The following is a 23,049-nucleotide window of genomic DNA, read 5'->3' on the forward strand; positions in this document are numbered from 1 at the left end:
ATTGCATCTTAATGGACTCTTTTTCATTTTTCACCAGAAGTTTTCTCGATCAATTACCTTTTTGACACTTTACAAAAGATCCAGTCGCATTGCTCTCTTTGATAAGAACTCTACATTTCTAATAGCAATATTGAATATTGTTTGTTAATACACTTGGCCCCAACTTTTGCGTCTTAGAATTTGAAAGGCGCACTTGCACTTTAACATTTGTCATTTCAGCCGATATGGAATCAATCCTTCCAGCCCAATTAGGGCTCTCTTCCTTGGGAGTTGGATATAGTTTAAATCGCCAACTGATCTCCCCTGTTTTGGCGGCAAATCCTTCATAACCGTCGTAGCTTCCATAAGAAGATGGCTGAGGAAGGTGGACAGCAAGAATACTCATATTCGTTCTTGCAGCACTTGGCGGGTATAACTGCACTTCATAGATTAGTGCCGCACCCTTCGCATTTTTCAGTTTTTGATTTACCGGTTCGAGTACTGCACTACAAGGCATTGGACTTGCTTTCATTTGAGTTGGAGAGGCAATAACAGCAGCCAATAACGGTATAACCAAGATAAATCGTTTCATCTACATTCCCTCACATTTTTTTGTTAATTTCCCTTACTCCCGCCTTGAATATTCATCACTTTTGAATGGTTAGCTTCATTAAAAGGTGAAAAAGGCAGTACTGGAGCTACAGGTGCTGCCGGTAAAGATGGAAAATCAGCATATGAATTAGCCGTTCCACAAGGTTTCTCAGGAACATTAGATGAATGGCTTGCCTCACTAAAAGCAACAGCAAACTGATCACGTACCCTTCTCTAACGAGGAGGATTCTATCGCATTCCATACCGAATTGAGAAATTAAGAAAAAACACCCTTCCCAACATATTACATTATGATAAAATATTACATAATCAGACGAAATGCTAGGAGGGTGATTTTTTTGGAGCAATTGATCTCTTCTTCAAAAGTTGGCTTAAAAATCAATGAATGGTACAAATACATAAGGTTATTCAGTGTTGCAGATGCAGAAATCTTGAAGGAAGAAGTGAAGCAAGAAATAGAGCTTATGGAAGAAGATCAAGATTTATTGTTGTACTATTCGCTCATGTGTTTTCGACATCAATTAATGCTTGATTATCTTGAACCAAAAACCATGAATGAAGAACGACCTAAAATTTCAGACTTATCAGAAGAGATCGAAAGTAAACAAAGCGATCTAAAAGGAATTCTTGAATATTATTTTAACTTTTTTCATGGGATGTATGAATTTGAACAGTACGAATATCTTAAAGCAATAAGTTTTTACAACCGAGCTGAAAAGAAGATATCTATTGTCCCCGATGAAATAGAGCGAGCTGAATTTCACTATAAAGTTGCTGAAGTGTACTATCACATGAAGCAAACCCACATGTCTATGCATCATATCGTTCAAGCAATAGAAACCTACAAAGCACACGAAACGTACTCAATAAGAGTAATCCAATGTTCATTCGTCATCGGTCTGAATTATTTAGACATGGAGTATCCAGAAAAAGCAATACCGCATTTCATGAATGCATTAAAACAAGCACAAGAAATTGATATGCCACGGTTAATAGGTTCTTCTTTGTACAATCTCGGTTTATGCTCATTTACAACAGGACATATGGAGAAGGCATTGGAGTATTTTAAAGAAGGCGTCTCAATTTATCAAACTAATTCTCTTCACAATTCTAGCCGACTGCTTGACATACTTTTAATGCTGGCAAAAACGCACTTTAAGTTGTCCAACACAGTTGATGGAAAACAAGTTTGTGAACAAGGTCTTATGCTGTCAAAGGATTTGAACGATGACGTATTAGAGAAAATGTTTGATTTTCTTATGGGTTTATTCGTTGAGAATGACAAAGAACGACTTTTTAAAATCTTAGATTACTTAGAATCAAAAGCTATGCTTTCAGATGTGGAAGACCTAGCGACTGATGCAGCAATGTATTATAATGTAAATGAAGACCATAAAGTAGCTACAGCCTTTTATGAGAAAGTGCTTTATGCCCGAAAACAAATTCAGAGAGGGGATTGTCTTTATGAAATTTAAATTTGCATCGGCTTTTATCTTTTTAGTTATCTTACTTGGGCTTGTTGGACATTATCTTCTTGACGGCCACAAAGTTTTTAAAGAAGCCCGAAGAGGCCATACAGCCAGTATCCACATCGCGCTTGATCACCATAATGACTTCTCAGCGGAACGCCGAGGGCAAACCGCATAAATGTTTTGGCACTCCCATATAAGGGGGTGTTTTTTATGCTCTGTGTTCACCTGTTAAACCTGCTCTATGCAATGTGGTGCTCCAGGTGTATAAAAGATCGCTTTTGATCTGTATTTATTTCTGCTCAAAAGAGGAATAAACAAATGTTTACTCCTCTAACTCAAGAAATAACAGGGCCTTCCTCATTTCAAATACAATTAAGAGACTAATTCGGAACTCTAAAGGTTTACCCTTTGTTTGAAATATTAAAGCATACTGCTTTGTTCAGTCATCTCCTGATAGAATATTTTATTCCTTCCCATCCTAAGCCCGATCCCTCCCCCCACCAAAAGGCATAGCGTCTATCCGATAATCAGAACCATGGTTTACCATGACTCAACCAACATCCAATTAATTTATAGCTTTAAAAGCCGCATTTATATTCTGAGTAAAGATTCCAACTTGTAAACCATAGGATACATCATTAGATTTTGAAATAGCGTTTTCAAGATCTTCAATTGAAACAACAGGGCCAAAAACTTCACTTAGTAGCAAGCCTACAGTCGTGAGGTATGCACTCAAAACCTGTTGGATAATAAAATGATCCCTCTCTTTTTCCACCACAAAGCAAGTCTGCCCCTTTTTCAAAATCCTCATTTACCCAAGACTCAACTCTATTTGCTTCTTCAACAGAAATCGTAGGCCTAATAGATGAACAGGATTTTAGAACAACAGATGTTGGTTGTTGTATAACTAATGCACCCGATAGTTTAAGTAACCCTTCACAATCTTTTTAGGCCTAACTCTGATTTAATGTGTGGAGTGGTTTGAAAAAGACGCTCGCCCTTTTCCATAATAGAACTAATGGCCTCTAAATTCATGAAGGAGATCACTTAACTCTTCGTTCTTTTTAATAAAATGATAAAGGTAATCCTCTGTAATAATAAACTGTTTTCCATGCTTATGTTTAGTTGCTAAAGTCTGTTTACCATCACCATCGGTTATTCGAAAGCTATGAATAATTCTATTTCTCATTTCAATGATTTCAGAAAAACACGAAGTAATTTTTGCACCTGAAAACTTAGTTATAGTTTCCTTTATTGGTTGACTAAGTTGACCAGAAGTATAGTCAATTAATTCTTGCCAATTAAACCTGTTTTCCTCATCATTTTTAAGTATATTTTCAATGATAAATGCATTGTTAGAGTTGAAAACACAGATTGCGCTTCCTAACAACTCCCTATACTTTCTTGACGGTAAAGACTGCTTACTATATTCTTCATACATTTTCACTATTCTCCTCGCTGTTCAAGGTAAACTTTATTCCTTTTATTCATTCATAAATTATTTATTAATCTCGTGGCATGGCGCTAAATCATCGAATGTTCTCATCAGCGTTTCAGAGGATTTACCAAGTTAATCGTCCCAATCTTCGTCCTCTTCCCAATTTTCTTTTGCTTCTTCAAGCTCTTCCAAGAAAAATTGCAGAAAGTTATCTGCAACCTTGTCACCATAACCGGCTTCATTTGCCCAAACTATTACTGGACATTCGTCGTTTTCCATTTTGTTTGTATCAAGGCAATAAGAGAATTCATCTACATCTTCTATAACGATAATACCGTCACTTAAATTATAATAAGTTCTATATTCCTCAGTAACTGTAACAACCCTTGCAGAAACTTTCCCATGGCCTAGTATATTTACCCCGTAAATTCCACCGGAGCCATATTTATTTAAAAACCACTTATAACTCTCGGGAAGTTTTACATTTAAACGATTTTGTATCTCTTTGATTTTTTCTTCACTTATTCCGCCTGTAAAATCATCATCTTCAGCGTTTTCTTTAATAAATTCTTCAATTTCATGATAAGTCATTGTTACATTTCTCCTTTCTCAAATTGGCTCGCTCTCCATTTCCAATATCTTCGTTGGAAGCTTTTATACTGATTCCGCAACTCCCTGTCATTTCTAAAACTTTCCCCACCTTTTTTCAATCCATGGAGAACTTTTTTATTATTTTGATGAACAGAAGCTGGAATTTCCACCATCGTTCCTGGCTCTTCTTGAATTAAATGATGTAAGTTGATTTTTGTGCCATCATTAGCAAAAGGAGCGTCACCTTTTTTCATAAGTTGTAAATTTGTTTTTCCGCTTTCAGCATCAACTTTGTTTATATCAATATCTTTCAACGTGTATACTCTTCGACTTACATCTTTAGTTTTACCCGAAGCTTTTACCTTCCCTTTAACTTCAAAGGCGCCATACTTCTCTTTATTTAGCCAAGGGAAAGTTAATTCCTTACCTGTAAACGGCTTTCTACTCTCATCTAATTTCTTCGCATTAGTTAATAGTTGATTTTTAAGGTTTTGGCTGTCAACCACATTGTATGGTACGTCACCTGCCAGAGCAAGATCATATTTAGAGTTATAAGGAAGCAGTTCTGGAAGTTTAACGTCTTTAATTTTCTTCCCTGCCTGTCCTGCCTTGTTTATGACTTTCCCCGCCGCATCAGCTTTGTTAACGGCTCCTGCGCCTCCGACGACAGCCACAGCTGCTGAACCAATTGCATATGTCACCCATCTTGATCGGGAATACGCATCTCCATTTACCATATCTTTTTGATACGACTCTTCAATTGCCTCTGCAACAGCATCATATGTTTTAACAGGATGAAGTACTGCATTCCCCAGTGCTGACAAGGTTTCCCCCGGATTGGTTATAAAGTCCCGTAGACCGGTTACCATGTCTTTCCCGACATCATATAAACCAACGCCGGCTCCTTTTAAAATATCCCAAGTTACTTCTCCGGCTTCTTCCAGCTGTTTTGCTTGTTCAAGCTGAACGACATATTGCTGCTGGGAAGGTTCAAGGTTTTCATAGCCGATCTTCTTCGCAATTTCCAAATATTCATCCGGATCGGTCACACCGTCAGCGAGCTTTTTCTTCAGATCCTTGATTTCCCGCTCTTTCGCTTCTTCCTTTTTAAACGTCAGATAAGCATCCGAATGTCTTGCAATTTCGCCTTTTTTCTTATGTATGTCACTTTCCCTGTATGCCTTAGCGTTATAGTGAAGCGGAGTGGCGTTTTTTCCTTGGCCCGTAGCGTTTTGGAGCTGTTGAAAATCTGCCTGAATGAAATGTTCATTTGCCTCGGTTTCTGCGTATTCTTTCGTTAGATCGTGATCAAGCTTTCCAAGCTTATGTATGGTCTCATCCCGGTTTTTTGTCCGCTGAATCCAGCTTTTGATCGACATCCTCTGTAGAGAAAACATCAAGATGAATGATATCGCTGATTTCATCAAGGATACCTTTCATTTCATTGCGCTGCTCCTGCATGATGGCTTGTGATTGATTCTTCGCATGGATCAGCTCGTGTTCTAAAAAGGACTCTTCCACAAACGAATCGGCCAATCCGGCATCAGCTACTTTTCCTGAAATACTGTTAAGAAAAGCAATCTTCACATCGATCAGATCAAGCCAGCTGTCTGTGACACCAGCGTGATCTTGGAAGAATGCTTTGATGTTATCAGCGCCTTTGCCTGAAAACTCACTGTCATCTAAATCAGCCATTCCTTGAAATGCTTTTCTGAGATTAATAAATTGCTCTCTAATCTGATCGTATTCTATTGCTCGCTTTTCTGCGGCTGAAATGAACGAGGCTGCTTCAAATACTTTCATTTAAGTCTCCTTCCCACTTAATCTTATCTAAATTTTCTATTCTGAAATATATTTATAATACTCTTGGATTTTCGGCTTCACTTCCCAGTATTTAGCTCCATTTGATGACACCAACATGTCAAACCATATCTCAAAGTTAGAGTCTAAATATACCGCATCTTCAATATTATCAATTGAATCCAGATACATCATATATCCTAATCCCTTATTTGATTTGTTTGTGTCAACAACATACCTGCCATCATAGTGGTACCCAATTAGGACATATCCCTTAGGGAAGTCTTGAACTTCATTAAATTCAATTATCCCTTCTGTACTAAGAAGCTCAATACCATTAAACATTTCCATTCCATTGTGATTGAATAGGAACTCTTTATAATCATTAGGCAAAGTTACCCCTAACATCTTTTCTAAACTATTAATTTCTTGAGGACTGGCTGGGTCTCTGAATTGAAAAGCAGCATCTTCCATGACATGCCCTCCATGTTGGAGCATAGGAAAAGTTCCGTATTTAGAAACAGCTTCCTTTATCCCATCAAGAGTCATGCGAATTAACTTTCCTTCTTCCAATTAAATTTCCCTCCTCTAAGGTGTTTGAGTCACTAAATTTTACCACACAACTGTATTTGAGTGTCTTAAAATGCCAAAATGAAATTTACAATCTTTGGTTTTATACTTATAATTAGGAAGGTTTGTCCGATATAGAGACAGAACAAACAAATTGGGGGAATTACATTGAAGAAATGGCTGTTAGGTATTGGCGCATTATCTCTAAGCTTTTCTTTGGCTGCGTGTGGATCTGATTCTGCTTCTACAGATAAAACAGATTCAGATCAAGCTAAAACAACAGAGCAAGAAGAAAAGGATGCAAAAGAGACAAAGGCAGACACTCAATCAAATGACAAAAGTGAAAAAGCCGAAAATGCTTCAAAGAAGGATTCGTCGGATAAAAAGGCGTCTGACAAAAAGAAAAAGCTGGTCGATGTAACACTTAACAGAACAGTTGATGGGGATACGATTAAAGTTAACTATAAAGGCGAAGTCAAAACTGTTCGTTATTTACTTGTTGACACGCCTAAAACTAAGAACCCAAACTCTTGCGTACAACCATATGGTGAGGATGCTTCAGCAAGAAACAAACAGCTGGTTAACAAGGGAGAACTTCAACTGGAGTTTGATAAAGGAGATCGTACAGACAAGTATGGGAGAATGCTGGCTTACGTTTATGCAGATGGCAAATCAGTACAAGAAACACTGCTTAAAGAAGGATTAGCACGAGTAGCTTATGTATATGAGCCAAACACGAAGTATTTAGACACGTATAAGAAAGATGAGCAAGCTGCGAAAGATAAAGACTTGAAGATTTGGAGTAAGAATGGATATGCGACTGATAAAGGATTTAATGGCTGCGTAACGAAACCGAAGAAATCAGTAAGTGTATCTAAGCCGGCTCAAAAGTCAGTTGCAACACACCAATCCGAGACACATAAATCGAACTCAAGCGGTTCAGCATCAAGCAGCTCTTCTAACTCTGCACAAGCCTCCCCTTCTGCTGGAGGAACAGAACACTTTGCAAACTGCACAGAGCTGAGAAAGAAATATCCGCATGGAGTACCAAGCACTCACCCTGCTTATACATCTAAGATGGATCGGGATAATGACAACTTTGCATGTGAGAAGAATTAATTATTTTGAAGTCCTCTGAGGCTTCTTTTTTTATTTGGATACATTCAAAACCACTGAGCGTGTGAGGGACTCTGTGGCCTATAGTGGCTGATTAAACCCCTATGATACATCAATTAGGATTTTATCAAAACTTTTCTTTTAAAGATAACATCATCTCTGTCTCAAATAATACCTGAAGCAGTTCATCTATATTAATTTCGTTCTGCTTGTAATTATTCTTTTCATAAGTACGAATAATTTCTTCATATTCTGATCGATTATCTCCTTTAATGGAGCTAATTCCAAGCTCTTCACCGTATCGGTTAATGAATAGTTGTTTATTCATTTCTTTCGCTTTATCATTTTCATAATTACAAAATGCACCTGACAACTGGACGAGAAAAGTTTCATCTTTAGAATTTAAGTTATTTTCGTTACACCAGTCTACAAAACGATTTCCAGTCATGTTATCACCTTTAATTTTAGTATTTAAAGAACAAGATAATCTGCAGCAAGGATGATATATTCTACTGCCATGCCAATTGTTTCAGCAACTCCTGCGCCAACTGCACCTTTAATAGCTGGCGGGATTTGTTTTCTTGCCATAGCAGCAACCTCTTTAGGAGCTCCGGTTATATCTTCGAGAACCTTACAAATTTTGTTTGTGTTTTTAATAATCTTGTTTACCGTGGACTTTCCAAACATTGTACCTAAAATGTCTTTTGCCCAAGCATTATTCGCTAGTCCTCTAATAACCTTAATCGCTTCTTTAGCTGCGGCGCTTTTAGCTCCCATAGTACTCATTTGATCTTGTGAGTTACCATTTTCGAGACCTTTTAATTCTTCAGCAGCATTTAAAATGCCTTTTTCTTTAACTGGTGGGACTGAGTATTCTTTAGCTAGTTTTTGAAGCTCGGTAGGATTATAAGTAAATTGCACGTCCTGTTTAGAAACACTTGCTTTTTGCACTTCTGAGGCCGAAGCTCCAACAGTAGGGATGGCTATAACGGCTGCAAGCAACATCAAAAGAATTTTATTTAAACTCTCCTTTATCCCTAATTTTATTGTTCAACACATTGACCACAATACCATAAAATACTAATATTTTTTCCTGTTTTTATAATATTAGTTTAAAAAAGGCAAGGAAGTCCTGCATTTGAAACTGTTCAGAAATCACTACGGTGATCAAATATTCATTCACAATTTAAGATATTTTTACTACATAAAAAAGACTGTTCTCAAAAACAGTCTTAGATGTTTTTAGAATTAACGTATCCGTTAATTTCCTTAATTCTTATTCTGATTTTTAAACGCCAAGTGCTCAATTCCTTGATCCTTAAAAACTTGACGGATGTAGGGAGGTGAATAACCATATTTCCGGCCAATTTCTTTTAGACTCATTTTTTTGTTGAAATGCAGATCGTATAACAGATCAAAGTCCTTTGCTCTCCTCCTCTTTGACAATTCAGGATAAGAAAGCTTGTCCACTTTTTTCGCCTTAAAAAAAGATTCAGAATACCCCAGTCTGGAATATTAAGCTCCTTTGATATTTCCCCCATCGTTTTAAGTTCTTTGTTTATGGATAAAACCATTATTTTATTTAGTGTTCAAGTTATAGTTGCTCATAAGCGCTGCCATATGAGGATTAAATGAACAAAATAAAAACCCTGTTAATTACAGTCGGCGTTTAATTAAAAAATGAATACGATTAGAATAGATCAATATTCAAACAATACAATCCTTACAATATATTACGTTATTTTCGTATTCAATGTCAGACAGCATATTGTATGAATACTTCTGTTTTTACAGCAAATACAATAAAGAGGAGGTGCTGATTTTTTGGAATTAAAAAACATCGTTCATTCTTATAACATTACAAATATTTTAGGTTATCTTAGACGCTCTCGTCAGGATATGGAGCGAGAAAAAAGAACAGGCGAAGATACGCTAACAGAACAAAAAGAACTCATGAATAAAATACTGAAGTCGATTGAAATCCCCTATGAATTAAAAATGGAAATCGGGTCAGGAGATAGCATTGAGGGCCGCCCTGTTTTTAAAGAATGTCTTAAAGACCTCGATGAAGGCAAGTACCAGGCAATTGCTGTTAAAGAAATAACAAGACTCAGCCGCGGGAGTTACAGTGATGCGGGACAAATTGTTAACCTTCTTCAAAACAAGCGATTGATTATTATTACACCATATAAAGTTTATGACCCTCGAAACCCTGCAGACATGCGTCAGATTCGTTTTGAATTGTTTATGGCCAGAGAAGAATTTGAAATGACCAGAGAGCGTATGACAGGCGCTAAATACACATATGCGGCACAGGGGAAATGGATTTCCGGGCTAGCGCCTTATGGATACCGGTTAAACAAAAAAACATCCAAACTAGTCCCAGTCGAAGAAAAAGCAAAAGTCGTTCAATTCATCTTTAACATCTTTTTAAATGGGTTGAATGGAAAAGATTATAGTTATACAGCGATTGCTTCTCACTTAACAAAATTACAAATACCGACTCCATCAGGAAAAAAGCGCTGGAATCAATACACAATTAAAGCAATTCTGCAAAACGAAGCGTATATCGGAACTGTTAAATATAAGGTTAGGGAAAAAACAAAAGACGGTAAACGAACAATTAGACCTGAAAAGGAACAAATTGTAGTATCGGATGCACATGCCCCTATAATAGATCAAGAACAATTTCAACAATCACAAGAGAAAATTGCAAACAAAGTCCCCCTGCTGCCTAATAAAAATGCATTGGAATTAAGTGAATTGGCAGGCGTATGCACTTGTTCTAAGTGCGGTGAACCATTATCTAAATACGAAACTAGGAGAACGCGAGAAAACAAAAACGGCACGAAAAGTGTGTATCACGTTAAATCACTCACTTGCAAAAAGAATAAATGCACTTATGTAAGATATAACGATGTTGAAAATGCCATTTTGGATTACCTCTCTTCTTTAAGCAACTTAGATAATAAGACTTTAACAAAACATATCATTTCAATGATTTCTAAATACGAAGACATAAATAGTAATGTGAAAACAAAAAAACAAATGTCTGAACATCTTTCACAAAAAGAACAAGAGTTAATAAATAAAGAGAATTTTATCTTCGAGAAATATGAGAGCGGCATTTACACTGATGAACTTTTTTTGAAAAGAAAAGCTGTTTTAGATGAAGAATTTAAAGAACTCCAGATTGCCAAGCAAGAGCTCAATGGAACCCAAGAAGCGCAATCAGAAATAGACAGTAATACAGTCAGAAACAACATAAATAGGATAATTGATCAATATCACATTGAATCAAGCACAGAGAAAAAGAACGCGCTATTAAGAATGGTCTTCAAAGAAGTTATCGTTACGATGACACAAAAAAGAAAAGGGCCAATTCCGGCTCAGTTTGAAATTACCCCTATCCTAAGGTTTAATTTTTCGTTTTCGACCTCACCGTCACTGATAGTCCCTCAAAATACAGTAAATATCTTAAAAAACCGATAAAGCCGTTTCCCCGGTAAACACAATGGGAGCTACGAAGCTGTTGTCCGAAAAGCTGTTTCATCAGGCGAATCATCATGTTCAAAACCGCGGTACGGTGTTTTGTTCGGTCCGCTTCGGCAATGTGCTCGGTTCACGCGGTTCTGTTATTCCTATTTTATTTGAGCAGTTGATGGCAGGCGGTCCGCTCACCATTACGGATAAAAACATGACGAGGTTTTTTATGTCGATTGATGACGCCGCAACGCTCACCCTGCAATCAGCGGCGATCACAAAGGGCGGAGAAACGTTTATTTTTAAAATGGAGTCCCTGAGGCTTGAAGAACTGCTTCACGGGTTTGAGGAGTATGCGTTCCGGCACGGACTGCCGCGCCCCGCCGCTGTTGAAGTAGGAAAACGCCCCGGTGAAAAGCTTCATGAAGAACTGACCTCTCCGCATGAGACGGAATCTTTATATGAATGGGGCAATCTTTACGCAATATTGCCGGAACCCGCCAAACATCCGGAATTTCGGAAGGTCAATCTCCCCAGATATCAATCCGATCAGGCGCCGCTCATCACAAAAGACACAATCGTAAAGATTATTGAACGATTACATGAAGAAAAAAAAACATAGAAAAAAGGCCTGTCTGATAGGCAGGCCTCATTGCTGAGCTCTATTTTTCAAATAAATGCAGACAGGCTTCATAGCCCTCTTCCTTCAGCTTGTCTTTCGGAATAAACCGGAGTGCCGCAGAGTTAATGCAATAACGGAGACCGCTTGGCCCCGGACCGTCATTAAATACGTGGCCTAAGTGGGAATCAGCTGTTTTGCTTCTCACTTCCGTCCGGATCATCCCGTGGCTTGTGTCCAGTTTTTCGTCAACCTCTTCTTCCTCAATCGGTTTTGTAAAACTGGGCCAGCCGCAATGAGAATCGAATTTATCCAGAGAAGTAAACAAGGGCTTTCCCGATACGATATCAACATACAGCCCCTCTTCTTTGTGATCCCAGAATTCATTTTGAAACGGCGGCTCCGTTCCGTTATTTTGTGTGACTTCATATTGCATGCGGTTTAATGATTTGATTTTTTCTTCTTTATTAAAAGCCATCTTATCTGTCCCTCCAATGCTCATCCAGAAAGCCTTGACGTCCGGAACCTACACGGTAGCGCCCGTAGTGATCAGGATTTTTCTTATAAAAGTGCTGATGATAGCCTTCCGCTTCATAAAAAGGCTCAGCCTTCAAAATGTCTGTCACGATCGGCTTTTTAAATATGCCGCTTTCTTCAAGCTGTTTTTTTGAGGCTTCAGCGATTTGTTTTTGTTCATCATTATGGTAATATATCGCCGCCCGATATGAACTTCCGCGGTCTGCAAACTGGCCGCCTGCATCAGTCGGGTCGATCTGCTGCCAAAACAGCTCGACAAGCTTTTCATACGGATAAATGTCAGGTTGAAATGTGATTTGAACGGCTTCTCTGTGTCCGGTCGTTTCACTGCACACTTCTTCGTAAGTCGGATTCTCAGTATGACCTCCTGTATAGCCGGACACCACCTTTTCAATCCCGGGCTGTTCGTCAAACGGCTTCACCATGCACCAAAAACAGCCGCCTGCAAATGTGGCGATTTCTTTTTTTTCTGACATACGGGTGCCCTCCTTTGTTCATACGTGGTATTATTATATTATAGCATGTATAAACAGAATAAAAATAATTCTGCTTTCAGGGGAAGCTAAACGAATGCCACGCTGACTACATATTGGAGGTTCATGATTTGAAAGTAAGGACACAAATGATGTATGATATGGAAGCTTTGCTTCGAAAAGTGTTTAAACAAATCAGAAATGAAGTTAATGAAATTCTAGATAAAGAGCTGTCCAGGAACGAATTCACCATTTTGCGGATTCTCAGTGAACAAGGACCTAAAAAAGTAACGGAATTCGCCCCCATTCTTGAGGTCTCCGCAAGCCACATTACCGCAGTGACCGACGCTTTAGTAGAAAAGGAATGGATCACCCGCATCCGTTCCAAAGAGGACAGACGAATTATCAGAATCTATATTACGGAAGCCGGGGAGAAAATTGTCGATCATTTCAACCAGAAAAAAACAGAATACTTTTTTAAACGGTTTGACTGCTACTCTGATGAAGAGCTCGCAACGTTAATCAAACTGTTCAGCAAGCTGGACAAAAAACGCTGACACGAAAAAACACAAATCCCTGAAAGGATCTGTGTTTTTTTTATGAAAACTTATTGTTTTGGATGATAATAGGAAAATTCAATTTCATCCGTGTCGAGATTGATTTTATCCGCTTTTACATACATGCCGTTGTCTAAAGGCATTTCCGACAGACGGATCTCGATGCTTTTATCCCCGGAATGAACGTGCACAAATGACGGGAGTTCATAAAAGCTGTCCATATAATTCAGCACAAAGCTGATCGGCAGGCTTAATTCGCCTAAGGAAAACTTCGTCACTTTCAACATCACATCTCCGTTCTCCTGTACGGACGGTTCAAATGTGACGACCGCGTTAATGGAGGTTGAGAATGCTTTAATTTTACCTGCCACGTGCACATCGTTATTGATGTCCACTTTGTAGTCAAGCTGATTCGATGCCTTCTCTTTTAAGTACGCATTCACAAACCTGGCAAGAGATTCTTTCGAGCTCGTGATATGAAAGCCGTACTCACTTTTTGTCTGATCTTGTATTTTCGCCTGCTCTCCCGGCATAACCAATAATGTCACAATTACCGCGGCGGCAATCACATTGAGTGCGAGAAGAACAAAAAACAGCGATTTCCACTTTTTCATCATTTCACCCTATTCTGCTGGTAACCCTTGTTTTTCAATGATGCCGTACAATCGATCGGCGATGAGTGCATACCCTTTTGCGTTCGGATGAAAATCATCATCCTTTGAAATCCGTCTGCTGCCGCTTTTTTGACTGAACAAGTCTTCAACATTCACCGCAGCGGCGTGGGGATCTTTTTCCAGCTCTTTTGCGGCGATCTTGTTCCAATCCGTTACAACCCCATTAATTTCTTTTAATTCAGGCAGCGTAAACGTGAATGGATTATACATGCTGACATACACCAGCTCTGCGTTTTCATTATATTTGCGGATTTTTGAAACGATCGCCTTGAATCGTTTTTCAAAAGGTTTCTCTTCCTTTTGGAACGGCTGAACCGTCAGCTGCATCACATTCTGGCGGAGCACCTTCATTAAGTCATTACCGCCGATGGTAAAAAAGATATAGTCGGCGCTCTTTAATGATTTCTGAACTTTTTTATTATCAAGCTTTTTCAGCAGGTCCGACGTTTTGTCACCCTGCACCGCATAATTTTTAATATCTACCGTTTTCACATGTCCCTTTTTCTTAAGAGACTCCGCTGCCCTGCCGACGTATCCTGAACCGTCAGGATCTCCTACTCCTTCAGTCAATGAATCACCGACCGCAGCTATGACAATATGATCTTTCGTTTTCGGTTCTTCAGTGTCAGAACCGGTGCGCTGGACAGAACAAGCTGATAAAAGCAAAGCCAGTCCGGCGATCAATGAGAACATTCGCAGCTTCAATCTGGTTGCTCCTTCCCCGTCTACTAGTGGAAAGTGTAACATGTTTTTTCAGATTTGAAAATGTCTAATCTGCCAGTTTACTTGAGCTCCTCAGCCGCTTTGACATCTGACAGGATATCATCATACGGAACTTTCTGCACACCGTCATAATCTTTAAGCACCTTGCCGTCAGGCCCGACTAAATAAAAAGAGGTTTGATGTATGACCTGGTCCTCTCCCTCCGGCTTTTTGACGATTGCTTTAAAGCTGTTCAGCGCAAAATCTTCGATGTCCTTTTGGCTGTAACCGGTCAGAAAATCCCAGTTGCGAAGCGAAAGCGGATATTTGGAAGCAAAGGCTTTCAGCTGTTTCGGCGTATCCTTTTCAGGATCTACACTGAACGACACAATCCGCACGTCCAGATTCTCAGCCTTCAGTTTTTTTTGCAGTTCGGTCATGTGGGCCGTCATCGGCGGACAGACCGTATTACAATTTGTAAACATAAAGTCGGCAATCCAGACCTTTCCCTTGAGGCTTTTCAGTGACACTGTTTTCCCGTCTTGGTTCTGGTATGAAAACGGTTCAATCTGATAGTTCAGCGGGTCTTTTATCGTTTTCCCCCCGCAGGCGCACAAGAGCAGCAAACAAAAGACGGCAGCGAAGATTTTCACTTTTTTCATTTCCATTCCCCCCATGGATAAAACGCTTACAGCATTCATCATAAAAAAATTCCCGCACCCTCCCTTATCAAAAGGAAGGCGCTAAGGAATATGCACCGTTATGCGTTATGTTTTAAAATCTCTTGGTTGAAAACGGCCTCGTAATCTTTCCACTTCATACGGCGCTTGACATATTGTCGGAATGAATACACTGTTCTCACACTATGTGAAGCAAAAACCTCTCTCAAATAAAGCTCAAGGTGCTGATGAATTTGAAAAAAATAATGTTCACCTTCCGTGACAACCGGTATTTCTGTCACTTTTACCTGAATCCCGTCCTGTCGTTTGAACTCTAGGCTTTTGAGTAACAAGATATCAATCCTTCTTTTTCGATTGTTTTCTTTTTATTATATACAATCTGAGAAAGCGTGTCTGTCATTTTGCGCGGCCGTTCTAAAAAAAGTCAGATTAACAGGTGAAACAGATCCTGATCTTTATTTACCTCTACGTAATGAAATCCTTTTTGATTCATCCGGGCAATGAGCGCGCCGTAATCTTCCCGATGCTTAAGCTCAATGCCGACCAATGCGGGGCCGCTGCTTTTGTTATTTTTTTTCGTGTATTCAAACCGGGTGATGTCATCATCAGGCCCAAGCACTTCATCTAGGTATTCGCGAAGCGCTCCCGCCCTTTGCGGGAAATTAACGATAAAATAATGCTGCAGCCCCTCATAAATCATGGAGCGTTCCTTCATCTCCTGCATTCTGCCGATGTCATTATTCCCTCCGCTGACCATGCAGATGACGTTTTTCCCTTTAATCTCTTCCTTGTACAGATCAAGTGCTGACACGGACAATGCCCCCGCCGGCTCCGCTACGATGGCGCATTGATTATATAATTCGAGAATCGTGCTGCACACTTTTCCTTCCGGGACAAGCACAACGTCATCGACGACGGTTTCGAGCGTTTGAAAGGTTTCGGCGCCGATTTTTTTTACGGCCGCCCCATCGACAAATTTATCAATTTTCTCAAGTTCAACCACTTGTCCGGCTTTTTTCGATTCAAAATAGGAGGCTGCGCCCTTCGGCTCTACCGCTATGATTTTTGTATCCGGCGAGATGTTTTTCATGTACGTGCCGAGCCCGGACAGGAGTCCTCCTCCCCCTACGCTTGCAAAAAGAAAATGCGGTTCAACGTCAATGTCATTTAAAATTTCGATGGCAGCCGTTCCCTGTCCGGCCATGACATCGGGATCGTCAAACGGATGAATAAACGTGCGGTTTTCTTTTTCACAGCATTCCGCAGAACTCTTATACGCATCATCGAAAGTGTCACCCGTCAATATGATTTCAACAAATTCTTTTCCGAACAGTTCCACTTGGGATACTTTCTGTCTCGGTGTGGTTGACGGCATAAAAATCTTGCCGTGAATGCCGAGGTGTTTGCATGAAAACGCAACCCCCTGCGCATGGTTTCCCGCACTTGCGCATACAATTCCGTTTTCAGTCTGCTCTTTTGAGAGCTGCCTCATTTTATTATAAGCCCCTCTGAGCTTAAATGATCTGACCACCTGCAGGTCTTCCCTTTTCAAATAGATGTTGCAGCCATACCTCTCAGAAAGTCTGTCATTCCTCTGCAAAGGCGTATGTATCACAACGTCCTTTACATTTTGGTGCGCTTTTAAAATGTCTTTTACCTGGATGAGAGAGTCTTCTTTAAGCAACGGTTTCATTTACAGAGTCCTTTCTTATTTAAATCCCTATTTAATATGCCATTATAACATGAATATTCAAATAATAAGACAATTATTTTAATTTTGTAAATAAAATTAAATGAACCGATACAAGAGAAAAAGATATTTTCGATCGCACAAACGTGTTATACTTAAACCAATTAGAACCAAAAGGAGCCAATTCATGAGTGTAATTGAACAAACTGATCCTTTTTATCAGCTAGCCGGCGAACATCACACCTTTTCAGAAGCGAAACGATTGGCCTCGCAATTTGCCTTATCTGATTTGCCAGTCTTCATAACGGGTGAAGTCGGAACCGGAAAAAAACAAATGGCCAGAGCGATCCATCATAAATCCCGCAGAAACAGCGAACTATTTATTACCGTTCACTGCAGCCAAAGCGAAGAGCGGCTCGAATATGAACTGTTCGGCGCTGAAGGCGCATTAAACAGGGCCCGCCGCGGAACATTATTCTTATATGAAATCGGAGACATGCCGCTCTCGGTACAGGCCCGCCTTCTTTCCGAGCTGGATGCCGGGCTTTCTGCCCGCATCATTGCAAGCAGCACGGCGGATCTTGGTGATACCGGCGCAGAAAATACGTTCAGCCAAGATTTATTTTACAGGCTTCACGTGTTATGCCTTCCGCTCCCTGCTTTATCTGAACGAAAAAGCGATATACCGCTTCTTCTGCAGCATATGCTGACAGCCACGGGGCAGCATGTTCATATCGATCCGTCCGTTTATCCGCTGTTTGAGCGGCACACCTTTAACGGCAACATCAGGGAACTTCAAAATGCGGCGTACTATATGGCCGCGGCAGCATCCGGCAGCACGATTTATCCCGATGATGTCCCGCTGTATATCAAAAACAGCCAGAAAGCGAAAACAGCTAAGAAAAAAGAAAAACGGCTGACATTGATGGAGAAAGAAGAGTTTTTGTTTATTTTGGAATCAATTAAAGACTTAAATACAAAAGGCGAACCTGCCAGCAGACGGAGCATATCCGAATTAAGCGAAAACAGCACAATGACATTATCGCCCCAGCAGGTCAGAAACAGGCTTGATTACTTAGAAAAGATGAACTATGTGACAAAAGGCCGAGGACGCGCTGGAACAAAAATTACATTAGAAGGGTTGAGCTTTTTGCAGTCACTGCAAAAACAAATCCTTTAAAAAGGAGGACATTTGATTGTTCACAATAAAAGAAGAAATCGCAAATGCCGTCACACACGGAATCGGTGTATTGCTGTCGATTCCGGCGCTTATTTTTCTCATTATCTTCGCGGTGAAATACGGATCGCCGACAGACATCGTCAGCTTTTCAATCTTCGGCGCTTCAATGCTGCTGCTGTATCTCAGCTCGACTCTTTTGCACAGCATTCAGCATAAAAAAACGAAAGACATTCTTGAGATTGTGGATCATTCCGCGATATACGTATTAATAGCCGGAACATATACGCCATTTTTATTAGGACCCCTTAAAGGGGCGCTCGGTCTGACCCTTTTAATTATTGTTTGGTCGCTTGCCATCGGAGGCATCGTGTTTAAAATCTTTTTCGTGAAGCGGTTTATCATTTTTTCAACGCTTGTCTATTTAATGATGGGCTGGCTGATCATCGTCGCCATTAAACCGCTGTACGCTTCGCTGTCAGGCCCCGGTTTCGGCCTTCTTCTTTTCGGCGGCTTATTGTATTCCGCCGGCACAATATTTTATATTTGGAGAAAGGTTCCGTATCATCACGCCATTTGGCACAGTTTTGTTTTAGGCGGCAGCGCCTCGATGTTTTTCTGTATTTTATTTTATTGCGTCAAAGTCCCCTTTATCTGAAATAAAAAAGCACAGCCTCTCTATAGAGACTGTGCTTTTTTTATGCACGGAGCCGTTTCTGACCGGCCGGATAATAAGCGGGCTTTATATGTAATTCAATGTCAGCCGGTTTCAGCCGTTTCAGTAATCTGCCCCGCAGCAGCCGGTCTGTTCCCGAAGTGCTGACAGGCACAATCGGGAGATCGAAACGAAGGGCCAGTTCCTCCGGATTGATTTTGCCGTCTTCGGACAGAATCAGACTTTGCCCTTTTTGCAGACGGACTTCCGCCTCCTGAAACATGGCATCCCGGCTGTCTCCGTCACAAATGACACCCATCAGCCGCAGCCAATTTCCGAGAAACGGCATCCGGAAAGCTTTCTCGCCAGCGATAAAACCAGCCGGCTCTTCAAGATGTCCCGCAAGCAGAAGAAGATCAGCCGGGCGCAATCTGGGATGCACATACAATACGGGGCCGTCCGGTATCGGCTGATCATGATGAATGCCGATTGCCGATCCCGACACGTCAATGCAGCCTCTCATAAAGGCTTTCGGCCGCTCATACACCAGCCTCATCTGTTTTTGAAAAGAAAGCCGCGGGTCAAGCTCTTTTTGATTGATATATTCCTGAATATTTTTCATGAACATAAATACAACGTACATCACAAGGCAGCCGTAACGAATCAATTCTTGTCCCCCTGCTTAAACTCAATTCTTTTTCTCGTATACAAGGTACTCATAATCGTAAGGGTTTTTTTCATCTTTTACTCCCTGTTTGCGGGATGTCAATTCCCATTCAGCTTCATTAAATTCCGGAAAAAAACGGTCTCCTTCAAAGACATGGTGAATTTTTGTCATGTAGAGTCTGTCCGCATAAGGAAAGAGCGCACTGTACAGCTGGGCTCCGCCGATCACAAAGCATTCTTCATCCGCCGGGATCAGCTTGAGCACTTCCTCAGCCGAGTCGGCGGTAATACAGCCCGGGAATGAAGATTCGTCCCGTGAGGTTACAACGATGTTACGCCGGTTCGGAAGCGGGCGTCCGATTGATTCAAACGTTTTCCGCCCCATTACAATGGTGTGGCCCGTCGTCACTTTTTTGAAATATGCGAGATCATCGGGAAGGTGCCAAGGCAGATCGTTATCTTTTCCTATCAGCCGGTTTTCATCCATCGCAAAAATAAACGAAATCATACGCTGACAGCTCCTTTTATGTGCGGATGCGGGTCATAATCCTCAATGATAAAATCTTCAAACGTAAAATCAAAAATAGAATCAACGTTTCGCGCAAACCGCAGTTTCGGCAGCGGACGGACATCCCTTGTCAGCTGCAAATTCACCTGCTCCATATGGTTTTGGTAAATGTGGACGTCTCCGAATGTATGAACAAACTCACCCGGTTCAAGTCCCGTCACATGCGCGATCATCAATGTTAAAAGCGCATAAGACGCAATATTAAACGGCACGCCGAGAAAGACATCCGCTGAGCGCTGATAAAGCTGACACGACAGTTTTCCGTCCGCGACATAAAACTGAAACAGGCAGTGGCAAGGCGGAAGCGCCATATGATCAATTTCGCCGACATTCCAGGCGCTGACGATTAAACGTCTGGAATTCGGGTTTGTCTTGATGTCATGAATCAGCCGGGAGATTTGATCAATGGTCTCGCCGTCCGCTCCGCGCCATGAACGCCATTGAGAACCGTAAACCGGTCCGAGTTCTCCGTTTTCATCCGCCCATTCGTTCCAGATGCGGACTCCGTTTTCCTGAAGGTAGCGGACATTCGTATCTCCTTTTAAAAACCAAAGCAGCTCATGCGCGATGGATTTAAAATGGAGCTTTTTCGTCGTAAGCATCGGGAAACCTTCCTGAAGGTTAAACCGCATTTGGTAGCCGAACGTGCTGATCGTACCCGTTCCCGTACGGTCTCCTTTTTTTTCTCCGTTTTCTAACACATGACGGCACAAATCTTTATATTGTTTCATTTTTTTCATCCTTTTAAAGTAGTCTTTTAGTAGTGTAACACAATAAAAAATCATTTCTGCAAAATTTCTCAGAAATGATTTTTTTTATTTCTTCTCGCTATTACACGCTCATCCAGTCAGGCGGCGTATTGCGGTCCCAGTAAATGCTGCCGAGCTCATGATGTGATTGAAATCCGTCTTCAGCGGTATGGTAATGAAAATTAAACCAGTAGCCGTCTTGCGGAGGATGATCCCGGCGGACGTGGAACCTTAAAAGATCTTCACCCGTCAGCCTGTTATACACATGAAAAATTTTTTCAGTTTTTCCGGCCGACGGTTTGCTGGAAATAACCACATCCTGATACGCTTCATCATCTTGAAACTTGGCTAAATGTCCTGTGATCACATCTTCGATTTTCGGCAGAATTTCACTTCTGTAGTCATCTTCAATGACCGGAGAGATTTTGCTGCCGAATTTTAAAAATGATTGATTTTCAGCATCACCGAGAAGCTGCTGCTGATACGATTGAAACAGTAATTCAGGCTCCCGCCCTGCCTTCTCTTCTCCCGGCAGGGCGTGTTCATCATAAAAAGCGGTGTAATCATTCTGCTCAAGACTGCTCGACTGTCCTGAAGGCTTGTCTGTCATCAAAGCAGCCGGAGGAGACACGAGTCCGAACGTTACAATGGTAAACAGAACCACAAGGGTCTTTTTCATCCACAATTTCATGACAGATTGTTCCCCTCTGTTTTATTGTCCTCTTTTCCTTTATTTTAGCATAGATGAAAGCGCGGCGTCATGTCCGGCAGCGTATTATCATGCAATATGGGAAATTGGTAACTGTGACCGAGCGGATAAACCGCTTACAATAAGAAGGAGAAAAAGGAGGGGATGAGATGATTAACGCTTTATTTGCGACTGTATCACTTCTCACGCTGCTTTATTTTGTCGTTATGGAAATCACTGATTAACGAAAAAGAAGCCCATGATATCATGAGCTCACATGGATGACACCAAAGTGGAAAAGCGCCGTCTTTCTTTTCAGCACCTTGAAGCCGTATCGTTCAAACCGCGGGCTTTTCCAATGGTCTTTAAGCACTACGCATTTTTTCGCCGCCCGGACGGCTTGCGTGATGCACTCTTCGTTAAAACCCTCTTCTGCCAGCGCGCGGAGCGGTGCAATGCCGTCTGACGTTTCAACAGGTTCGTGAAACATCGGGTCAAAATAAATGACATCTACCGATGAATCAGGAAGCTCCCGCAAATAATCGGCGCAGTCGGCATGTTTGACCTGAATGCGTTTCATGGCGGTTTGGAGCTGCTCCATTCCGGTTTCCCACGTTTGAAGTCCTGTTTCAACAAGCAATGAGACAAGCTTGTTTTTCTCCAGGCCGATGACTTGTCCGCTTTTTCCGACTGCCAGGCTTGCCAAAATCGCATCGGATGCCAGGCCGAGCGTACAATCTAAAAAGGAATCCCCTTCGCGTAATCCGGCTGCTTTTAACAACGGCTCGGCTTCCCCTCTCAAAAACCGCTTTGCGCGGAACATCGCTGTATTCGGGTGAAAAAAGAACTTCTCCCCTTGCTTCGTGTAAAGTTCGAACCGTTCCTTTCCGATGACTAAAAGATCGCTAGCCGCTCGTTCCAGCATTTTTTCAATGGGCTGTTTATTGCGGCTGCAGTAAGTGTCACCCAGCTTGACACTGAGCGACTGCGCTGTGTGTATCGTATATTCGCTTGGTCTGTAACTCGTTGTGATCATCTTTTTCTCCAAAAAGAAAATGCCCGGAATTCGGGCATTTCAGCAGTGCGCATCGAAGGCATCCGTCAGATTTTTCATAATTTCCTCCATGTCATGCCCTTCGATTTCGTGGCGGGGAATAAAATGAACGACCTCTTTCCCTTTTAACAGCGCCATTGATGGCGAGGAAGGTTCTTGCCCTGTAAAGTATTCACGCATTTTTGCAGTTGCGTCTTTATCTTGACCGGCAAATACGGTAACCGTATGATCAGGCGCTTTTTCATGCTGTAAAACAGCCTGAGTCGCAGCCGGACGGGCAAGACCGGCTGCACAGCCGCACACGGAGTTGACAACGACCAATGTCGTGCCCTCTGCCTGTTCCATAAAGCTTTCTACTTCTTCAGCAGTCGTTAATTCCTGAAAACCCGCACCCGTCAGCTCACGGCGCATCGGCACGACCAGCTGGCGCATATATTCTTCATAAGCCATTGACATAAAAAAGCCCCCTCTAAAATCCTTATATGAAGTCAAGGATACT

At 41.2% G+C, this 23,049-nt stretch carries 27 protein-coding genes and 3 pseudogenes; 8 read left to right on the forward strand and 22 right to left on the reverse strand.

The annotated features are described in order from the left end of the window. Positions 1 to 118 precede the first annotated feature (118 nt). Positions 119 to 571, reverse strand: coding sequence for a YoqH family protein (locus tag G9F50_RS09480; RefSeq protein WP_060562825.1), 453 nt, complete (start codon positions 569 to 571; stop codon positions 119 to 121). Between the two features lie 358 nt (positions 572 to 929). On the opposite strand from G9F50_RS09480, the gene G9F50_RS09485 reads away from it, so the two are divergent. Both G9F50_RS09485 and G9F50_RS09490 read left to right on the forward strand, forming a co-directional pair. Beyond that, positions 930 to 2,066 carry a Rap family tetratricopeptide repeat protein gene (locus G9F50_RS09485; RefSeq protein WP_060562824.1) on the forward strand — a complete coding sequence of 379 codons (1,137 nt, stop codon included), beginning with the start codon at positions 930 to 932 and terminating at the stop codon, positions 2,064 to 2,066. Further along, positions 2,056 to 2,238, forward strand: a complete 183-nt coding sequence (locus G9F50_RS09490; RefSeq protein WP_003153655.1) for a hypothetical protein — start codon at positions 2,056 to 2,058, stop codon at positions 2,236 to 2,238. Before G9F50_RS09485 ends, G9F50_RS09490 begins: the two co-directional genes overlap by 11 nt. Positions 2,239 to 2,628: 390 nt before the next feature. On the opposite strand, the gene G9F50_RS09495 is transcribed toward G9F50_RS09490, so the two are convergent. From G9F50_RS09495 to G9F50_RS09515, 6 genes and pseudogenes are all read right to left on the reverse strand, one after another. Then, a complete protein-coding gene (locus G9F50_RS09495; RefSeq protein ID WP_157773903.1) occupies positions 2,629 to 2,841 on the reverse strand; it encodes an aldehyde dehydrogenase family protein in 213 nt (70 codons plus the stop codon). Continuing rightward, entirely contained in the window at positions 2,759 to 2,968 is a 210-nt protein-coding gene (locus G9F50_RS20790; protein ID WP_124693176.1) for an aldehyde dehydrogenase family protein, read from the reverse strand. Before G9F50_RS20790 ends, G9F50_RS09495 begins: the two co-directional genes overlap by 83 nt. Before the next feature lie 110 nt (positions 2,969 to 3,078). After that, a complete protein-coding gene (locus G9F50_RS09500) occupies positions 3,079 to 3,504 on the reverse strand; it encodes a hypothetical protein (protein ID WP_015240048.1) in 426 nt (141 codons plus the stop codon). A 129-nt stretch (positions 3,505 to 3,633) separates the two neighbouring features. Next, complete coding sequence (locus G9F50_RS09505; RefSeq protein ID WP_041482154.1) at positions 3,634 to 4,092, reverse strand: SMI1/KNR4 family protein; 459 nt, start codon at positions 4,090 to 4,092, stop codon at positions 3,634 to 3,636. A gap of 2 nt (positions 4,093 to 4,094) precedes the next feature. Next, a pseudogene (locus tag G9F50_RS09510) lies at positions 4,095 to 5,895 on the reverse strand (T7SS effector LXG polymorphic toxin). Positions 5,896 to 5,931: 36 nt separating this feature from the next. Beyond that, positions 5,932 to 6,366: an SMI1/KNR4 family protein gene (locus G9F50_RS09515; protein ID WP_101536303.1), complete on the reverse strand. Its 435-nt coding sequence runs from the start codon at positions 6,364 to 6,366 to the stop codon at positions 5,932 to 5,934. 264 nt (positions 6,367 to 6,630) lie between these two features. Between G9F50_RS09515 and G9F50_RS09520 the strand changes: the two genes are divergently transcribed. After that, positions 6,631 to 7,581 (forward strand): thermonuclease family protein, encoded by a 951-nt coding sequence (locus tag G9F50_RS09520; protein WP_060562821.1) that lies wholly within the window; start codon positions 6,631 to 6,633, stop codon positions 7,579 to 7,581. A gap of 124 nt (positions 7,582 to 7,705) precedes the next feature. Here G9F50_RS09520 and G9F50_RS09525 read toward each other — a convergent pair whose 3' ends face one another. Together G9F50_RS09525 and G9F50_RS09530 are read right to left on the reverse strand one after the other, a co-directional pair. Further along, positions 7,706 to 8,026 carry a hypothetical protein gene (locus tag G9F50_RS09525; protein WP_060562820.1) on the reverse strand — a complete coding sequence of 107 codons (321 nt, stop codon included), beginning with the start codon at positions 8,024 to 8,026 and terminating at the stop codon, positions 7,706 to 7,708. A 23-nt stretch (positions 8,027 to 8,049) separates the two neighbouring features. Continuing rightward, a complete protein-coding gene (locus tag G9F50_RS09530) occupies positions 8,050 to 8,583 on the reverse strand; it encodes a hypothetical protein (RefSeq protein ID WP_060562819.1) in 534 nt (177 codons plus the stop codon). Between the two features lie 819 nt (positions 8,584 to 9,402). On the opposite strand from G9F50_RS09530, the pseudogene G9F50_RS09535 reads away from it, so the two are divergent. Next, positions 9,403 to 11,087: pseudogene (locus G9F50_RS09535) on the forward strand (recombinase family protein). Beyond that, positions 11,063 to 11,683 (forward strand): annotated as a pseudogene (locus tag G9F50_RS09540) (polysaccharide biosynthesis protein); the annotation flags it as partial. The pseudogenes G9F50_RS09535 and G9F50_RS09540, both read left to right, overlap by 25 nt. Before the next feature lie 40 nt (positions 11,684 to 11,723). On the opposite strand, the gene msrB reads toward G9F50_RS09540, so the two are convergent. After that, positions 11,724 to 12,158 carry a peptide-methionine (R)-S-oxide reductase MsrB gene (msrB, locus tag G9F50_RS09545; RefSeq protein ID WP_007409536.1) on the reverse strand — a complete coding sequence of 145 codons (435 nt, stop codon included), beginning with the start codon at positions 12,156 to 12,158 and terminating at the stop codon, positions 11,724 to 11,726. A gap of 1 nt (position 12,159) precedes the next feature. Continuing rightward, positions 12,160 to 12,693 carry a peptide-methionine (S)-S-oxide reductase MsrA gene (gene msrA, locus G9F50_RS09550; protein ID WP_003153641.1) on the reverse strand — a complete coding sequence of 178 codons (534 nt, stop codon included), beginning with the start codon at positions 12,691 to 12,693 and terminating at the stop codon, positions 12,160 to 12,162. Positions 12,694 to 12,821: 128 nt separating this feature from the next. Between msrA and G9F50_RS09555 the strand changes: the two genes are divergently transcribed. Continuing rightward, positions 12,822 to 13,247 (forward strand): MarR family transcriptional regulator, encoded by a 426-nt coding sequence (locus tag G9F50_RS09555; RefSeq protein WP_060562817.1) that lies wholly within the window; start codon positions 12,822 to 12,824, stop codon positions 13,245 to 13,247. Positions 13,248 to 13,297: 50 nt separating this feature from the next. On the opposite strand, the gene G9F50_RS09560 is transcribed toward G9F50_RS09555, so the two are convergent. The 5 genes from G9F50_RS09560 to ilvA form a co-directional block, all read right to left on the reverse strand. Next, the gene (locus G9F50_RS09560; RefSeq protein WP_007409535.1) at positions 13,298 to 13,861 is read right to left on the reverse strand and encodes a YpmS family protein; all 564 of its coding nucleotides are present in this window, start codon (positions 13,859 to 13,861) and stop codon (positions 13,298 to 13,300) included. 9 nt (positions 13,862 to 13,870) lie between these two features. Next, a complete protein-coding gene (locus G9F50_RS09565; RefSeq protein WP_060562816.1) occupies positions 13,871 to 14,626 on the reverse strand; it encodes an SGNH/GDSL hydrolase family protein in 756 nt (251 codons plus the stop codon). A gap of 77 nt (positions 14,627 to 14,703) precedes the next feature. Continuing rightward, the gene (locus G9F50_RS09570) at positions 14,704 to 15,285 is read right to left on the reverse strand and encodes an SCO family protein (RefSeq protein WP_060562929.1); all 582 of its coding nucleotides are present in this window, start codon (positions 15,283 to 15,285) and stop codon (positions 14,704 to 14,706) included. A gap of 98 nt (positions 15,286 to 15,383) precedes the next feature. Further along, positions 15,384 to 15,635 carry a DUF2535 family protein gene (locus G9F50_RS09575; RefSeq protein WP_060562815.1) on the reverse strand — a complete coding sequence of 84 codons (252 nt, stop codon included), beginning with the start codon at positions 15,633 to 15,635 and terminating at the stop codon, positions 15,384 to 15,386. Between the two features lie 92 nt (positions 15,636 to 15,727). Further along, positions 15,728 to 16,996 carry a threonine ammonia-lyase IlvA gene (gene ilvA / locus G9F50_RS09580; RefSeq protein ID WP_007612085.1) on the reverse strand — a complete coding sequence of 423 codons (1,269 nt, stop codon included), beginning with the start codon at positions 16,994 to 16,996 and terminating at the stop codon, positions 15,728 to 15,730. Between the two features lie 184 nt (positions 16,997 to 17,180). Here ilvA and G9F50_RS09585 point away from each other — a divergent pair, with 184 nt between their 5' ends. Together G9F50_RS09585 and trhA are read left to right on the forward strand one after the other, a co-directional pair. Next, a complete protein-coding gene (locus G9F50_RS09585; RefSeq protein ID WP_025284893.1) occupies positions 17,181 to 18,173 on the forward strand; it encodes a sigma-54-dependent transcriptional regulator in 993 nt (330 codons plus the stop codon). A gap of 16 nt (positions 18,174 to 18,189) precedes the next feature. Continuing rightward, complete coding sequence (trhA, locus tag G9F50_RS09590) at positions 18,190 to 18,828, forward strand: PAQR family membrane homeostasis protein TrhA (protein WP_007409529.1); 639 nt, start codon at positions 18,190 to 18,192, stop codon at positions 18,826 to 18,828. A gap of 40 nt (positions 18,829 to 18,868) precedes the next feature. On the opposite strand, the gene G9F50_RS09595 is transcribed toward trhA, so the two are convergent. From G9F50_RS09595 to G9F50_RS09620, 6 genes are all read right to left on the reverse strand, one after another. Further along, positions 18,869 to 19,492 carry a lysophospholipid acyltransferase family protein gene (locus tag G9F50_RS09595; protein ID WP_059368434.1) on the reverse strand — a complete coding sequence of 208 codons (624 nt, stop codon included), beginning with the start codon at positions 19,490 to 19,492 and terminating at the stop codon, positions 18,869 to 18,871. Between the two features lie 21 nt (positions 19,493 to 19,513). After that, entirely contained in the window at positions 19,514 to 19,999 is a 486-nt protein-coding gene (locus tag G9F50_RS09600) for a dihydrofolate reductase (RefSeq protein WP_012117807.1), read from the reverse strand. After that, positions 19,996 to 20,790: a thymidylate synthase gene (locus G9F50_RS09605; RefSeq protein WP_060562814.1), complete on the reverse strand. Its 795-nt coding sequence runs from the start codon at positions 20,788 to 20,790 to the stop codon at positions 19,996 to 19,998. Before G9F50_RS09605 ends, G9F50_RS09600 begins: the two co-directional genes overlap by 4 nt. Positions 20,791 to 20,890: 100 nt before the next feature. Further along, positions 20,891 to 21,499: a YpjP family protein gene (locus G9F50_RS09610; RefSeq protein ID WP_007409526.1), complete on the reverse strand. Its 609-nt coding sequence runs from the start codon at positions 21,497 to 21,499 to the stop codon at positions 20,891 to 20,893. A gap of 262 nt (positions 21,500 to 21,761) precedes the next feature. Then, positions 21,762 to 22,532 carry a class I SAM-dependent methyltransferase gene (locus G9F50_RS09615; protein WP_032870018.1) on the reverse strand — a complete coding sequence of 257 codons (771 nt, stop codon included), beginning with the start codon at positions 22,530 to 22,532 and terminating at the stop codon, positions 21,762 to 21,764. A gap of 39 nt (positions 22,533 to 22,571) precedes the next feature. After that, on the reverse strand, positions 22,572 to 23,006 hold the full coding sequence (locus tag G9F50_RS09620; RefSeq protein ID WP_003153619.1) for a BrxA/BrxB family bacilliredoxin: 435 nt from the start codon (positions 23,004 to 23,006) through the stop codon (positions 22,572 to 22,574). Positions 23,007 to 23,049: the final 43 nt, after the last annotated feature.

Origin of the sequence: Bacillus sp. EKM206B (genome assembly GCF_011066015.1) — a bacterium.
GTDB lineage: Bacteria > Bacillota > Bacilli > Bacillales > Bacillaceae > Bacillus > Bacillus velezensis.

Coding starts and splice junctions, on each gene's coding strand:
- G9F50_RS09480 (WP_060562825.1), bottom strand. CDS start 571: ATGAAACGATTTATCTTGGTTATACCGTTATTGGCTGCTGTTATTGCC.
- G9F50_RS09490 (WP_003153655.1), top strand. CDS start 2,056: ATGAAATTTAAATTTGCATCGGCTTTTATCTTTTTAGTTATCTTACTT.
- G9F50_RS09500 (WP_015240048.1), bottom strand. CDS start 3,504: ATGTATGAAGAATATAGTAAGCAGTCTTTACCGTCAAGAAAGTATAGG.
- G9F50_RS09505 (WP_041482154.1), bottom strand. CDS start 4,092: ATGACTTATCATGAAATTGAAGAATTTATTAAAGAAAACGCTGAAGAT.
- G9F50_RS09515 (WP_101536303.1), bottom strand. CDS start 6,366: ATGGAAGATGCTGCTTTTCAATTCAGAGACCCAGCCAGTCCTCAAGAA.
- G9F50_RS09525 (WP_060562820.1), bottom strand. CDS start 8,026: ATGACTGGAAATCGTTTTGTAGACTGGTGTAACGAAAATAACTTAAAT.
- G9F50_RS09530 (WP_060562819.1), bottom strand. CDS start 8,583: ATGTTGCTTGCAGCCGTTATAGCCATCCCTACTGTTGGAGCTTCGGCC.
- msrB (WP_007409536.1), bottom strand. CDS start 12,158: ATGGCTTTTAATAAAGAAGAAAAAATCAAATCATTAAACCGCATGCAA.
- msrA (WP_003153641.1), bottom strand. CDS start 12,693: ATGTCAGAAAAAAAAGAAATCGCCACATTTGCAGGCGGCTGTTTTTGG.
- G9F50_RS09560 (WP_007409535.1), bottom strand. CDS start 13,861: ATGAAAAAGTGGAAATCGCTGTTTTTTGTTCTTCTCGCACTCAATGTG.
- G9F50_RS09570 (WP_060562929.1), bottom strand. CDS start 15,285: ATGAAAAAAGTGAAAATCTTCGCTGCCGTCTTTTGTTTGCTGCTCTTG.
- ilvA (WP_007612085.1), bottom strand. CDS start 16,996: ATGAAACCGTTGCTTAAAGAAGACTCTCTCATCCAGGTAAAAGACATT.
- G9F50_RS09585 (WP_025284893.1), top strand. CDS start 17,181: ATGAGTGTAATTGAACAAACTGATCCTTTTTATCAGCTAGCCGGCGAA.
- G9F50_RS09600 (WP_012117807.1), bottom strand. CDS start 19,999: ATGATTTCGTTTATTTTTGCGATGGATGAAAACCGGCTGATAGGAAAA.
- G9F50_RS09605 (WP_060562814.1), bottom strand. CDS start 20,790: ATGAAACAATATAAAGATTTGTGCCGTCATGTGTTAGAAAACGGAGAA.
- G9F50_RS09610 (WP_007409526.1), bottom strand. CDS start 21,499: ATGAAATTGTGGATGAAAAAGACCCTTGTGGTTCTGTTTACCATTGTA.
- G9F50_RS09615 (WP_032870018.1), bottom strand. CDS start 22,532: ATGATCACAACGAGTTACAGACCAAGCGAATATACGATACACACAGCG.
- G9F50_RS09620 (WP_003153619.1), bottom strand. CDS start 23,006: ATGTCAATGGCTTATGAAGAATATATGCGCCAGCTGGTCGTGCCGATG.